This is a genomic window from Pararhizobium sp., assembly GCF_965279435.1.
Taxonomy (GTDB): Bacteria; Pseudomonadota; Alphaproteobacteria; order Rhizobiales; family Rhizobiaceae; genus Pararhizobium.
Window position 1 is genome coordinate 4,041,537 of the sequence record NZ_CBDIHY010000003.1, and the last position, 13,064, is coordinate 4,054,600.

The following is a 13,064-nucleotide window of genomic DNA, read 5'->3' on the forward strand; positions in this document are numbered from 1 at the left end:
GTTGCAGATGGGCGGCGTGACGGTCGGCTCGATACCACCGTGATGCCAACGTCAATCGTCTGCACCGCCATCATTGGGGCCCTTGTCATCGTGCCCCTTGCGCCCATGCTCGCCTTGCCTGTCGTCACGGTGCTGGCGATCATTCTTGTCGCGGTCGCCATGTCCTCTATCGTGCTTGTCGCGGTCGCCATGCGGTCTGTCGGGTTTATCGTGATCACCAAGATGCTCATGATGATCGTGCCCCCTGTCTTGGTGGTCATGATGTTTGCCGGGGTCGTCGTCATGGTGATGGTGCGGTTTATCATCGTCAGGTTTTGGATCTTTCCCGGGCTTGTCGGGGGTCTCCCGCGTCGGCCGCACCTGATTGGGAACGCGAGGCGTGATGTCGTCGCGCTGGATGTCATCCGCCCTGGCAAGACCGCAGCCGCCGTAACCGCCGCTGGCGGCAAGCTTTTGATTGCCCGACAGGAAGGGCAGCGCTCTGGCATTGCCGAGCGCCTTGAAGATGCCGCGATCAACCCTGCGGGCATCGGTCACGGCTCCGCTGCGTTTGGCAACGACGTAGTCGCAGCGCCGGGTCAACTGCCGGCAGCCACCCGCGCCACAGAAACTGGCCGCGCCACCGAGCAGCACCACGGCCGTCGTGCCGTCGCCTCCGATATAGAAGTCGAATGCGGTTCCACGCACGCCGATCGTCCCGGCCGGGGTCAGAATTTCATAGGCCGTGTGGTTGGATTTTCCGCTGACCCAGCGAAAAGTCCCTTTGGCAGCCTTGATCGTCAGTTTCTTCACCGAATTGGCGCCGTCGAAAACGAACTTGTCGACCACGACGGACGAGCCCCATCCGACGGCAAGCTTGGTATCATCCCGGAAGATGAACTGGCCGAGGCCAGATTTGGATGTGCGGATCCGCTCGTCCTGGAATACCGGGTCGTTGATCGACAGGTCGCCACGTGCCCCCGTCACTGCAGTTTTGATCTCGACCGCCTTGCCGATTGACTCGACCGCCTTTAACTCCCCGGCACCGAGGACCAGCAAGCCAAACGCCATGACGCTTACCCGATAAGGAGCAAACATTTCCCCTCCCAAGAGGCGTATATTAGCACATCATAAATATCATGTCTCTTGACCCGTGAATGGCAGATCGGCCCGGTCCGGGATAGCGGGCAACCATGCCGAAGCAGCACTTGCCGGCAGGTGGGGGAGGAATGACGTTGCGAAACGCGGCAAGGGCGCGAGACCTCTAAGATTTCGCGCCCTTGATCAATATAGTCAGCCCCTGCTGTGGATTGAAGAAGCCCGCCTACGCGCCCTTGGAAAACAGCGAGGCGAAGGTGCGCTTGGGGGCGGAGAAGCCCTTCATGCTCTTGACGATGATCATCTGGCTGATTTCACCACGCTTGAAGGCCTTCAGGAAGCGCGGATATTCCTCGAAGGCGACGCAGCCGTGGGAATCGCCACGGTTTCTCAGGAGATAACTGTGGGCAAGCAGCCCGTCGCGGCCATGCGGGGCGACGCCGTCTACCGGCGTCAGACGCACGGCGGCAACACCGTGGAAAAGCGATTCGCGCATCGTCACCTTGTAGGTGCCGGGCGGCGTCGGGCCCTTCATCTTGACGTGTACATAATCTGGATTGTCGCGCATCTTGCCGATGCCGGAATGTGCCTCCAGCTTTTCGCCGTTCGGCATGTAGACCACGCCAGCCGAGATATCGTAATAGGCCACCCCGCTCTTGCCGCGAAATGCCGGCCGAACCTCGTTGTTGTCGTCCATCGGGAAATCAGGTTTGGCGTAGGCCAGTTCCTTGGCTGCAGGCTTGGTGGTCCTGTCATCAGGCTTGCGGGTCGTATCGGCCAGGCTTCGTGGTTTGGCCAGCGGCAACGGCCCGAGATCGGGCAGCATGCCGTTCAGCGACGACGCCGGTTCCGGCATGACCAGGCTGAATGGCTTGCCCAGCCCCTGTTCCTTCAGCGACACGGTCTCGACCAGCGCGTTGGCCGTCACCGGCGTCGAGCCGGTGATAACCGCATCGCCTCTGGCCGCTGCTGCGGTTGCCAAAGCCAGAACCTGTGTCTTTTCGGCAAAATCCACCGCCGGCTTGACCATGGCGATCGCAGCCAGGCTTTTTTGCGGAGCCGCCGTGGCAACGAGGTTCATGCGCGGCAGAACGGTCAGCCGCGAAAATTTGGAAAGATGCACGACGCGCTGTTGCGGCGTAGCGTGCACGATCGGGTTCAGCCCCAATGAGGCCTCGAGCCGAGGGCCTTTGCTGGACGGCAGCGATGAGCCCATGTTCTGCATTGCCGCGAAAGTCGCGACCATCCAGACAGACGCGGCAATGCCGATACTGGCAATAGTGGCGCCGTTGAGCAATCGCGACAAGGGCCTAGGACGCGTCCGCGCCCTTCCGGAAGATGCGGGATGACTGCATTTTTCTGCTGCAAACGCCATGATACTCGTTACCCGAAACGCATTACTCAATCGGAGAGCAACAAGACGCATTGCCGCCGAGGCCGGTCCGAGGCCCACGATGCGCTGAAGTGCGCGCTTGCCGGGGCCTGCCGGTCGATCGAAAGAATGACAAAGTATGGTAACCAATTCCTTTACACGGGCTCCAAGAATATCAGGGAGCGAGGTGGGCATAGGAGAGCGGCACCTGCCGCAGGCAAAAAACGAGGAAGGCAAACCCTCCCCGCCCAGGACATCATGGTCTGACGGTCAGCTGAAGCACCGGCGCACGACCGCTTGCGTTCAGCCTGAAGCTCAAAAAACTGCATTTGCGTCCGGTCTCAGAGCCTTTATTTTGGGCGAGAATAAGGAGACGCTCAAATGCGCGATATTTTTCGCGGCTCTGGCCAGAACCCCGGTTGGGCATGATAAGTCATGTCGGCAGTGCGGAATGCGGCAATAGCGGCATCTGCGGAATAACTGGTTCCGGCAGTTTGCCGCCCGGACTTCTGCACGAATCGCGCGTCTGCACAGGGCGATTTGAACCGCTCGTTTCTCTGTAAATTCCCTGCCGCAGAGGCGTTCAAGAGTGCCGTGAAGGTGCAACGCCGGCCCGTCTTCACGGAGCCCGGGCATATTTGACCCGCCACCTCATAGATACCCGTGGAAATTGCAGTACGATTGCCGGATTGGTTAAAATTGCAGCGACTTTCGGCTGAAAAAATTAAATCGCGGACCCTACGAATTTGGCCTTATCCGCCTCAACGGACCAAACTTTTTTGAACGCCACCCGGGAGGAATCCGCGGCTATGAGCTTTCTTTCCGCCATTGCAGTCATTTCTCTTTCGCTCATGTTCCCCGTGCTGTTGTCGCTGCGCAAGACGGGTGTTCCGGGCATTGCAAGCTTTTGTACCGCCTGCCTGCTGACAGCCCTCGCGGCTTCGGTGACATTGGCTGCGAGTGTCGTCTCCGCGTGGTTTCACACCATTGTCGGCGGGGCACTGATTGTCACAGCTGGCCTTTTGATACTGAGAGGCTTCCTGCAGTTTCTGGGCCGCAAGCCACTCGGACCGTGGCAGATCGTCGTCATTCTGACCGGCGTCACCGCCGTTCTTTTGGTCTTCAGCTATGCCGCTGATAGCTATTCAGCACGCATCGTGACCGGAAACGGGGTTTTGAGCCTGACCTGCGTCCTGATCGGCGCGGCCATCCTGCGCCACTGGCCAAGAGAACAGGCAATTGCCCCGTATATGTTGTTTTGCTGCGTCATGGTTTTCCTGGTCGCCATCCTTCATGCTTTTCGGGTCGCAACCGTCGCGACCGGGCTGGACGTCATGGACGGCGCCCTGCCTCCGCCGATCTGGACAACGGCATTCCTCGCTGCCCGCCTGCTGATCATGCCACTCTTCTTTCTGGGCATCATCCTGATGCTGCACGGCTGGATGCTTGCCAACCTGCGCCACATCATCGCCCATGATGACTTGACCGGTGCGTTGTCACGCCGCGCATTCATGACCGCATTCGAGCAAATGTTCTCCACGGCGGCGGGATCCCGCCAGCAAACAGCGTTCATGCTGCTCGACCTCGACAGGTTCAAGCAGATCAACGACCTCTATGGCCATGCCGGTGGAGATACAGCCCTTGTTCATTTCACCCGGATTGTCAAAAAGGCTCTCGACGGCCGGGGCATTCTCGGACGTCTGGGGGGCGAGGAATTCGGCATCGCTCTTGCCAATACTGGCAGGCTGGACGCAGCAGAGATCGCCGAGACGATCTGTACGGCCGTTAGAACGACACCCACCCTGGCGGACAAGGGCGCGGAAATCGGCCTGACAGTCAGCATCGGCATTGCCATGGTCGATCCCGGCGGGTCGCTGGCCGATGTCATGGTTCAGGCCGACGTGGCGCTCTACGAGGCCAAGGCCTTGGGGCGTGACAGGCTGAGCATGGCCGGAAGCCTGCACGCGGCATCTGTTGCCAGCGCCCGCGCCCTTGCCGGTGCTGCCGCCCAGATGCGCGCAGCCGTCGGTCCGGCGCAGTCGTTGTCCAGCACAGGCTGATATCCGCATCAGCCGCTTGCATTGCAGACCACCTATCCTATGTCAGTGGCATCATATCCGGAGAACCAACAATGCCACTTCCCATCCGTTTCATCAGCGCCTGCGCTTTTCTTGCGACCAGTCTTGCCGGTTTTTCCGCGCAAGCCGAAACGGTGGGGGAAGTCGGCGTCGACTGGCTCGGCAATGACATTACCATCGATGCCGTCAGCGATCCGAAAGTCGCAGGCATCACCTGCCATGTCACCTATTTCGACCGAAGCGTTATCGATCGCCTGAAGAACGGCAACTGGTTCGAGGACCCGTCGAACAATTCGATCTCCTGCCGTCAGACAGGCCCAGTGACGATCGGCGATATCGAGCTTGACCAGGGCGGCGAGGAAGTGTTCCGCGAAGGGTTGTCGCTGATCTGGAAGAAACTCGTCGTCACCCGCGTCTATGACAAGAAGAACAACACGCTGATCTATCTTGCCCATTCGCGCGAGTTGACCGATGGCTCTGCCAAGATGTCGATCTCGACCATTCCGCTGTTTGAGCAGCCGGTCACCTGGACGAACGGTGCGCCGAAATAGAGGCATCATCCTTGACGCCTTGCACGACCTCGCCGGACGTGACGATCCGGGCGCCAGCCCCTGACATTTCGGCAATGGCGGCTGTCACTCCGCCGGGATCGATCCCCCGGCAGGCGTCGATGACAACACGAACGGCAACGCCGGGCACCAGCAACCGTGCATCAACCACCGAATCCTTGACGCAGTAGTCGGTGGCAAGGCCGCAGACATCGAGTTGATCGACCCCGGCGTCGATCAGATACCGTGACAGCCCCGTCAGGGCCGCATGGTCATTGTCGCGGAAGGCGGAGTAACTATCGACGTTGCGGTTTTCGCCCTTGCGCTGAACATGGTCTATGCGCGCCGCATCCAGCGCCGGATGGAAATCGGCGTCAGCCGTGCCCTGTACGCAATGATCTGGCCAAAGCATCTGCGGCTTGCCGTGAAGCGTCCCCATTTCGAAGGGATGGCGGCCGGGATGCTGCGAGGCAAAGCTGCCATGGTCAGCCGGATGCCAGTCCTGCGACGCGACGACCAGATCATAGGCGCCCTCAGCCATCAGCCGATTGGCGACAGCAACGACGGCTTCGCCATCCGGGACAGCAAGGTTTCCCCCTGAGCAGAAACCGTTCTGAATATCGACGAGCAGCAGGCATTTCACAGGCAATCTCCAGGCGTTACGCATCGTACAGCAATGCTATGCGTAACTGCTGCAGCGCACAATACGGGCAGTGCGTTTCGCAAGTCCGTGAGATGCCCAAACGAAAAAGACGCCACCGGTTCTCCGGATGACGTCCTTTCCTGATTAAAACGGCTGATTTAAGCGGCCTGCGCCAGTTCGTCGGCGATGACCGTATCGAGATTGAGGAAGCATACCATGCTCTTTTCCAGGGCAACGATGCCACGGCAGAAGGCGCGCTGTGCTTCCGGAATGATCTCGGGCGCCGGCTGCAAAGCTTCGCTCTTGATCGTCATCATGTCGGACACCTGCTCGACCAGAAGGCCGACCAGCTTGCCGGCGATATCGGTGACGATGATCGCCGAACGCTCCGACGGCTCGGTCATCTTCATGCCAAGGCGGCAGGCCATGTCGATAACCGGGATCACCGCGCCACGCAGGTTAATGAGGCCAAGCACATAAGGCGGCGTGTGCGGCATCGGCGTCACCGGCGCCCAGCCGCGGATTTCGCGGATCGCCATGATGTCGATGCAGAATTCCTGATCGCCCAGATGGAAAGACACGATTTCCAGATAGGCACCAGACTGCTTGATTGCGTTTGACATGATCAGAACTCTTCCCAGTTTTCAGCGGAACCCGATGCCTTCGGCAAGGACGACACGGACTAAAGGCTCCCGCCAAAACCCCTTTGCGTATCCAGAACATGGCAAACACACATTAAACTTTTGCTAAAATGATTACCAAATTCTTGTACGGGACAGCGCGAACGAGCCTTCCGGATGCCGCCCGTTCATTGCGAAACGGCTTTCAAAGTCGAAGCCGGCAGGATATCATTGCGGGATGAACGACGAAGCCGGAAAACAGCCACAGAGCCTGATGATCGCTGCCATTGGAGGCGTGTTCCTGCTCCTGTCTCTTGCCGCCTTTCTCGGATGGATCGTTCAGGGTCCGGAAATGCTGCTGACCATGGCCGAGAACGGCATGTCCTGGTGTTTCTGACGCAGCCTGCCGCATTTTGACGCTGGCAGCGTGAATGTTTTGCAACGCCGGGGCCAAACCGCTATCTGAACATCGATATTGGGCAGGTTTTGAGCGGACATCATCATGAAAACACTTCGCATCGTTCTTTGGGCGGCCGTGGCCGTCGTTGCAGCCGCACTCGGCTGGATCAGTTATCAGATGAGCACGGGCAAGGAGGAGATCGCCGCCGGTCCGTTTGGCGTCCCGTTCGAACTGGTTTCCCAAACCGGACAGCCGATTACCCAGGCAGCTTTCATCGGCAAACCGTCGGCATTGTTCTTCGGCTTCACCCATTGCCCGGAAGTCTGCCCTACCACCCTGTTTGAACTGAACAGCTGGCTGGAAAAGGTCGATCCTGACGGTACCAAGCTGCAGGCCTATTTCATCAGCGTCGATCCCGAGCGCGACACGCCGGAGGTCCTCGGGCAATACGTCTCCAACGTCTCCAAGCGCATCACCGGCATCTCCGGCCCGCCGGAAAAAGTCATGGAGATGGTCAAGGGGTTCCGGGTCTATGCCAAGAAAGTGCCGCTGGACGAAAAGAAACCTGACGGCGACTACACGATGGATCATACTGCATCGGTGTTCCTGCTCGACTCCAAGGGCAAATTCACCGGCACGATCGCCTACGAGGAAAATCCAGAGGCAGCCGTCATGAAACTGGAAAACCTGACCAAGAAATAAACCGCCATCGCGAGGGACTGATGGGTGAAGGCAACGGAAAGTCCATTCTGATCGCCGGAGCCGGGCCAACCGGACTGGCTCTCGCGCTCGAACTGGCGCGGCGGGGTTTCAAATCCCGCCTCGTGGCAAAGGCAGCCGGACCGACACCCATCCACGAAAGCCGGGCACTCGGCGTCAACGCCAGAACCCTGACGCTACTGGAAGCCTCCGGCGTCAGCGCCCTGATCCTTGCCAAGGCCCGGCGGCTGACAAAATTCAAGATATCAGCGGCCGGAAAATCGCTGGTCACGCTGGAGACCGAAACCTTCCGCAGCCGCTATTGCCCAATCCAGATCCTGGCCCAGGGCGAAACGGAACGGCTTTTGCTGCAAAGACTGTCGGCATTCGGCATCGTTCCGGAATGGTCGACCGAACTCACCGCATTATCCGGCGATGTCAAAAAGCCGGTGGTCACCCTGCAGTATAGCGATGGCCGCACCGAAACAGTGGAGCCGGACATGCTGGTCGGCGCGGACGGTGCCCATTCCGCCGTGCGCAAGGCGTTTGGGTTTGCCTTCCCGGGCAATGCCATCGAGAGCCGTTTTTTCCTCGCCGACTACCGCTATGCGCAACCGGTCGATACCGGTTTCATCGAGATGAATTTTCTGAATCCGGGCGTGCTGGGCCGGTTGCCGGTGAACGAGGATACCCTGCGCTACCTTTCAACGGATGAGGATTTCGAAACGCGCATCGAGCATCCGGCCATGGTTCTGGAGCGGACGTGGAGCTCGGAGTCCCAGATCAGCTTCCGCCATGTCGAGACTATGAGCCGCGGCAATGTGTTTCTGGCCGGAGACGCCGCCCACGTGCATTCGCCGGCCGGTGCTCGCGGCATGAATCTCGGCATCGAGGATGCCTGCTGGCTGGCCTTTCTGATATCGGAAGGCCGTGAGCAGGACTATTCAGACCTCAGAATGCCGGCCGTCAAGACGGTGCTCAAGGATACCCGTCGCATCACGGCCTTCATCACCCTGAAAAATCCACTCCTGACACGGATGCGGTCGCTTCTGTTACCAATGGTCAATCATATCCCCAGCGTCTCCAACGCTTTTCTGCGCAATGCTGCAGGTCAGGACACCCCACCGCCGCCCTGGATTCTCGGCGCGCAATAGGCACTGCGCTTTACCTCGCATCGCCCGGCATGCTAGAGCGCCGCAAGCCGTCCCGACGGCAAGCACTTGCCGACAAGGACAAAGACATGGCCGACCTGCGCCTCTTCATCACCACGACCGAAAAGCTCTCCGAAGTCGTTTTGGACCTGATGACCGATGCTTTTGAGGACGAAGGCTATGCCATCGCCACCATGGAAATGGACGAGAAGAAGGATATCTGGGAGGCCTCGCTCTATATCGACTTCGATGAAGAAGACGAAATGCGGGTGCGTTTCGCGAAGGTTGTCGCCGCCCGGTTTCCAGATGCCGTGCTTGAGCGTGAAATCATTCCGGATGTTGACTGGATTGCCAAGTCGCTGGAGGGTCTGTCGCCGGTTCGCGCCGGGCGTTTCCTCGTGCATGGCTCGCATGACCGCGACAAGGTGCGGCTGAACGATATCGCCATCGAGATCGACGCCGGTCAGGCCTTCGGCACCGGTCATCACGGTACGACGGCTGGCTGCCTTGAAGTGATCGAAACCGTCATGCGTGCCCGCAAGGTTCGCAATGCGCTCGATCTGGGCACCGGCAGCGGTGTGCTGGCCATAGCCGCCCGCAAGATCAAGCCGGTTCCGGTTCTGGCAACCGATATCGACCCGATCGCCACGCGGGTTGCCGCCGAAAATGTCAAACGCAACGGCATCGCAACCGGCATCACCACGGTGACGGCACCCGGCTTTCACTCGCCGGCTTTTGCAGCGCATGGCCCGTTCGACCTGATCATCGCCAACATTCTGGCCCGTCCGCTGATCAAGATGGCACCGCAGCTCGCCACCCATCTGGCACCGGGCGGTTCGGTCATTCTGTCGGGCATTCTTGCGTCGCAGCGCTGGAAGGTGCTCTCGGCCTATAATGGCCAGCACCTGCGCCATGTCCGCACCATCTGGCGCAATGGCTGGGTGACGATCCATCTCGACCGTCCATAGGCAGCAGGAATTTCAAAGACCGGAAAAAGGAAAACCCGCCTGTCCGTCATGGACAAGCGGGTTTTTCAATACGAAGGCGATGCCGAAGCACCGCCCGCTGACCGGCAAGCCGGTCATGTCCGCGAGCTTGAGGAGGAGGAGCGCTCAAGCGGACTCTTCACAGTCTGAAATTGGCCACCCGGGAGGGAGGAGGAGAAGGATGACCAACCATGTTCAGACCGTGCAGCTCTTGCCTTTCGGCATTCGCGTGAACAACAGATTTGCATCCGTGTTCGTTGAGTGGGTTTATAGACTATTCTGAAAACCGGTCTAGCTGCATTGCAGCATGGGTGCCATGCACATGATGCATACGTTCTACAACACGGAAAGATCGTTCAACAAACTATAGGCAATAAAGACGGGCTTTCGCAGCGCTGGTTGTTTCCGCTAGACTGCCTACACCCTTTGAGGAATCGATCCGTATCGCACCGCGCGATCCCGGTCCCGATTCCTTCCCATCGCAGGAAAAATCCATGTTCCAGTCTTTTGCAGTCACCTCCACTCCGCAATTCGGTAAGGAGCGCGTCCATGCGCTGCGGGCAGCACTTGCCGCCCTGAATGTCGACGGCTTTCTCGTTCCCCGCGCAGATGAGTTCCAGGGCGAATACGTGCCCGCATCGGCCGAACGCATGTCCTGGCTCACCGGCTTTACCGGCTCTGCGGGCGTTGTTCTCGTCACGCAGCAACAAGCGGTTGTCTTTGTCGATGGCCGTTACGTCACCCAGCTCAAGGAACAGGTTGACGGCACTGTTTTCACCGGCGGCGATCTCGTCGGCGAACCGCCGCATCTGTGGCTGGAGCACAACGGCAAAAAGGGCTTCCGCCTCGGCATCGATCCCTGGCTTCATACGGGCGCCGAGGTTCGCAAGCTGGAGAAGGCTCTGGAAGGGCTTGGCGGTTCGCTGGTCTTCCTCGACCACAATCCGCTCGACCGCCAATGGAAAGACCGGCCAACCGCACCGCTCGGCCGCGTCAAGATCCAGCCGCTCGATCATTCCGGTATTCTTGCCAAGGACAAGCTGGTGACGATGGCAGCAGAGATCGCCAAGGCCGGTGCAGATGCCGTCGTTCTGACCGACCCATCATCGATCGCCTGGACCTTCAACATCCGCGGCAGCGATGTTCCACACACGCCGCACCCCCTCGCCCGCGCCATTGTTCATGCGGACGGCACAGCCGAACTGTTCCTCGACAAGCGCAAGGCCGGGATCGAGGAGGAAGCCTACCTCACCCAGCTCTCCAACCTCGAGGCACCGTCCTCCTTCGACGACAAGATCGCCGCCCTTGCCGCGACGGGAAAAAAAATCATGATCGATCCCGATCATGCACCCTTTGCGCTGGCCGAACGCATCCGCGTCAGTGGCGGCACGATCATCGAAGCAATCGATCCCGCCCGCCTGCCCCGCGCCTGCAAGAATGCCGCCGAGCTTGAAGGCTCCGCCCGCGCCCATCTGCAGGATGGCGCAGCAATGGTCGAATTCCTCGCCTGGCTCGACCAGACGCAGCCGGGAACGATCTCCGAGATTGCCGCCGTCGAAAAATTGGAGGCCTGCCGTACCTCTGTTGGCCAGCGGATGCAGAACCCGCTGAAGGACATTTCCTTCGACACGATTTCCGGCGCTGGCGAGCATGCCGCGATCATGCACTACCGGGTGACCACCGAAAGCGACCTGACCATCGCCGATGGCACCATGTTCCTGATCGATTCCGGCGGCCAGTACATCAACGGCACCACCGACATTACCCGCACCGTCGCGATCGGCACCGTACCGGACGAGCAGCGCCGCTTCTTCACTCTGGTTTTGAAGGGCATGATCGCCATTAGCATTGCCCGCTTCCCGAAAGGCTCGCGCGGCATTGATCTCGATCCCTTGGCGCGCATTGCGCTGTGGAAGGCAGGCGCTGACTTCGCCCACGGCACCGGCCACGGCGTCGGCTCCTACCTTTCGGTGCATGAAGGTCCGCAGCGCATTTCCCGCGCCTCCATGCAGGAACTGCTGCCCGGGATGATGCTCTCCAATGAGCCCGGTTATTACCGCCCCGGCGCATTCGGCATCCGCATTGAGAATCTCGTGCACGTGTTTGCAGCCACCGAAATAGACGGCGGCGACCTGCCGATGCTGGGTTTCGAGACGCTGACCTTCTGCCCGATCGACCGCCGCCTGGTTGTTACAGCCCTGCTGACGGACGAGGAACTGTCCTGGCTGAACGTCTACCATCAGGAAACGCAGGAAAAGCTGTTGCCGCTGATTTCGGATGAAGCGGCGCAAACCTGGCTGAAAGCGGCGACAGCACCGCTCAGCCGCTAAGAAAATCAGGCCCGCTTTGAAAGGAGCGGGCCTTTTTACTAGATCAAGAGATGCCGGATCGCCATGACGACGAGCCAGCCGGCCAGCAGCATCCAGAGCGACGAGTAGCGCAACCCCACTGCCAGAGCGACGAGCATGGCCACAGCCACATCCCAGCCGCCGGAAAGGAAAGCTGGCGCAACCAGCGTCGACAGCACGGCCGCAGGCACCGCGTTCAACGCCGCCTCCATACGCGGCGGGATGCGCTTCATCTGCGTGATCATCACATAGCCGCCGATGCGGGTGAGAAACGTCGCGACAGCCGCAGCCAGGATCACGTAGATCAGCTGCATATGTTCCGCATTATCCATGATCAGACCTCATGCTCCAGCGTCACCGGTTCTTCATGCCGTTTCGACAGCGGCATGCAGGCGGCAAGTGCGATGCCGGCGATGGCGCCGATGCTGACATGCCAGGGCGAGCCAACGAAATGCATGGCTGCAATCGAAGCCAGCGAACTGACCGCCACGACCGGCAGCCAGTGGTCGCGCTTGCGGAAACCGAGAACTAGCCCCATGAAATAGATCGGCAGGAGCACGTCGAGACCGATGGCCTTGGGATCGCCGATCATCTGCCCGAAGATCGCGCCAAGCAGGGTCATCATCTGCCAGGGCAGATAGATGATCATCGCGAACCCGAGATACCAGGCAAAGGTCACCGGTTCGCCGCGCTCGGCCCGCTTTTCGGTTTCGGCATATTGCGGATCAACCAGCAAGAAGAAGGCGAAAAACTTCTGCAGGCCGGAGAAATGGCGGATGTGCCGGGCGATCGACGCCGAATAGAGGATATGGCGGAAATTGACGGCGAAAATCGACAGGATAATCAGCCAGGGCTGGACATTATGGCCGAACAGTTCGAGGCCGACCATCTGGCTGGCGCCGGCATAAACCGTGGCACTCATGAACACCGCATCGAAAACGGAAAATCCGTTATCGACCGCGAGCGCACCGAACAGCGCTCCGAAGGGCGCGGCAGACACCATCACGGGAAACCCGCCACGCACGCCCTGCCAGAAATCGTCTTTTGTCATTGAAGGAAACTTTCCGGAGCGACCACGGCCATTTGCCGGTCACACTTGCCGAGATGCGTTCGTGATGAAGCGCACAGATAGGCCCGGCGGG

General features: G+C 59.7%; 13 protein-coding genes. 7 read left to right on the forward strand and 6 right to left on the reverse strand.

Annotated features, from left to right (window positions below; genetic code table 11):
- Positions 1 to 51: 51 nt before the first annotated feature.
- Together ACQY8Q_RS25400 and ACQY8Q_RS25405 are read right to left on the reverse strand one after the other, a co-directional pair.
- The gene (locus ACQY8Q_RS25400) at positions 52 to 1,077 is read right to left on the reverse strand and encodes a FecR family protein (RefSeq protein ID WP_428429238.1); all 1,026 of its coding nucleotides are present in this window, start codon (positions 1,075 to 1,077) and stop codon (positions 52 to 54) included.
- A 226-nt stretch (positions 1,078 to 1,303) separates the two neighbouring features.
- A complete protein-coding gene (locus ACQY8Q_RS25405) occupies positions 1,304 to 2,383 on the reverse strand; it encodes a DUF2778 domain-containing protein (protein WP_428429239.1) in 1,080 nt (359 codons plus the stop codon).
- Between the two features lie 875 nt (positions 2,384 to 3,258).
- Here ACQY8Q_RS25405 and ACQY8Q_RS25410 point away from each other — a divergent pair.
- On the forward strand, positions 3,259 to 4,509 hold the full coding sequence (locus tag ACQY8Q_RS25410) for a diguanylate cyclase domain-containing protein (protein ID WP_428429241.1): 1,251 nt from the start codon (positions 3,259 to 3,261) through the stop codon (positions 4,507 to 4,509).
- Between the two features lie 71 nt (positions 4,510 to 4,580).
- Positions 4,581 to 5,078, forward strand: a complete 498-nt coding sequence (locus ACQY8Q_RS25415; protein WP_428429243.1) for a CreA family protein — start codon at positions 4,581 to 4,583, stop codon at positions 5,076 to 5,078.
- Here ACQY8Q_RS25415 and pncA read toward each other — a convergent pair.
- Together pncA and ACQY8Q_RS25425 are read right to left on the reverse strand one after the other, a co-directional pair.
- Positions 5,050 to 5,718 carry a bifunctional nicotinamidase/pyrazinamidase gene (gene pncA / locus ACQY8Q_RS25420; RefSeq protein WP_428429245.1) on the reverse strand — a complete coding sequence of 223 codons (669 nt, stop codon included), beginning with the start codon at positions 5,716 to 5,718 and terminating at the stop codon, positions 5,050 to 5,052. The two genes, ACQY8Q_RS25415 and pncA, sit on opposite strands and share 29 nt — an antisense overlap.
- 158 nt (positions 5,719 to 5,876) lie before the next feature.
- Positions 5,877 to 6,341 carry a chemotaxis protein CheW gene (locus tag ACQY8Q_RS25425; RefSeq protein ID WP_113243302.1) on the reverse strand — a complete coding sequence of 155 codons (465 nt, stop codon included), beginning with the start codon at positions 6,339 to 6,341 and terminating at the stop codon, positions 5,877 to 5,879.
- A 235-nt stretch (positions 6,342 to 6,576) separates the two neighbouring features.
- On the opposite strand from ACQY8Q_RS25425, the gene ACQY8Q_RS25430 reads away from it, so the two are divergent.
- The 5 genes from ACQY8Q_RS25430 (at position 6,577) to ACQY8Q_RS25450 (ending at position 11,904) form a co-directional block, all read left to right on the forward strand.
- A complete protein-coding gene (locus ACQY8Q_RS25430; RefSeq protein WP_428429247.1) occupies positions 6,577 to 6,735 on the forward strand; it encodes a hypothetical protein in 159 nt (52 codons plus the stop codon).
- A gap of 105 nt (positions 6,736 to 6,840) precedes the next feature.
- A complete protein-coding gene (locus ACQY8Q_RS25435; protein WP_428429249.1) occupies positions 6,841 to 7,440 on the forward strand; it encodes an SCO family protein in 600 nt (199 codons plus the stop codon).
- A 20-nt stretch (positions 7,441 to 7,460) separates the two neighbouring features.
- Complete coding sequence (locus tag ACQY8Q_RS25440; protein ID WP_428429251.1) at positions 7,461 to 8,591, forward strand: FAD-dependent oxidoreductase; 1,131 nt, start codon at positions 7,461 to 7,463, stop codon at positions 8,589 to 8,591.
- Between the two features lie 86 nt (positions 8,592 to 8,677).
- Positions 8,678 to 9,556, forward strand: a complete 879-nt coding sequence (locus tag ACQY8Q_RS25445; protein ID WP_428429253.1) for a 50S ribosomal protein L11 methyltransferase — start codon at positions 8,678 to 8,680, stop codon at positions 9,554 to 9,556.
- A gap of 512 nt (positions 9,557 to 10,068) precedes the next feature.
- Entirely contained in the window at positions 10,069 to 11,904 is a 1,836-nt protein-coding gene (locus ACQY8Q_RS25450; RefSeq protein ID WP_428429255.1) for a M24 family metallopeptidase, read from the forward strand.
- Positions 11,905 to 11,942: 38 nt separating this feature from the next.
- On the opposite strand, the gene ACQY8Q_RS25455 is transcribed toward ACQY8Q_RS25450, so the two are convergent.
- Positions 11,943 to 12,254, reverse strand: a complete 312-nt coding sequence (locus tag ACQY8Q_RS25455; protein ID WP_428429257.1) for an AzlD family protein — start codon at positions 12,252 to 12,254, stop codon at positions 11,943 to 11,945.
- Positions 12,255 to 12,256: 2 nt separating this feature from the next.
- A complete protein-coding gene (locus ACQY8Q_RS25460; protein ID WP_428429259.1) occupies positions 12,257 to 12,973 on the reverse strand; it encodes an AzlC family ABC transporter permease in 717 nt (238 codons plus the stop codon).
- Between the last annotated feature and the right edge of the window lie 91 nt (positions 12,974 to 13,064).

Excerpts from the sequence above, each read along its gene's own strand:
- ACQY8Q_RS25410 (WP_428429241.1), top strand. The coding sequence starts at position 3,259 with ATGAGCTTTCTTTCCGCCATTGCAGTCATTTCTCTTTCGCTCATGTTC.
- ACQY8Q_RS25440 (WP_428429251.1), top strand. The coding sequence starts at position 7,461 with ATGGGTGAAGGCAACGGAAAGTCCATTCTGATCGCCGGAGCCGGGCCA.
- ACQY8Q_RS25430 (WP_428429247.1), top strand. The coding sequence starts at position 6,577 with ATGAACGACGAAGCCGGAAAACAGCCACAGAGCCTGATGATCGCTGCC.
- ACQY8Q_RS25400 (WP_428429238.1), bottom strand. The coding sequence starts at position 1,077 with ATGTTTGCTCCTTATCGGGTAAGCGTCATGGCGTTTGGCTTGCTGGTC.
- ACQY8Q_RS25450 (WP_428429255.1), top strand. The coding sequence starts at position 10,069 with ATGTTCCAGTCTTTTGCAGTCACCTCCACTCCGCAATTCGGTAAGGAG.
- ACQY8Q_RS25435 (WP_428429249.1), top strand. The coding sequence starts at position 6,841 with ATGAAAACACTTCGCATCGTTCTTTGGGCGGCCGTGGCCGTCGTTGCA.
- ACQY8Q_RS25415 (WP_428429243.1), top strand. The coding sequence starts at position 4,581 with ATGCCACTTCCCATCCGTTTCATCAGCGCCTGCGCTTTTCTTGCGACC.
- ACQY8Q_RS25425 (WP_113243302.1), bottom strand. The coding sequence starts at position 6,341 with ATGTCAAACGCAATCAAGCAGTCTGGTGCCTATCTGGAAATCGTGTCT.
- ACQY8Q_RS25445 (WP_428429253.1), top strand. The coding sequence starts at position 8,678 with ATGGCCGACCTGCGCCTCTTCATCACCACGACCGAAAAGCTCTCCGAA.
- ACQY8Q_RS25455 (WP_428429257.1), bottom strand. The coding sequence starts at position 12,254 with ATGGATAATGCGGAACATATGCAGCTGATCTACGTGATCCTGGCTGCG.
- ACQY8Q_RS25460 (WP_428429259.1), bottom strand. The coding sequence starts at position 12,973 with ATGACAAAAGACGATTTCTGGCAGGGCGTGCGTGGCGGGTTTCCCGTG.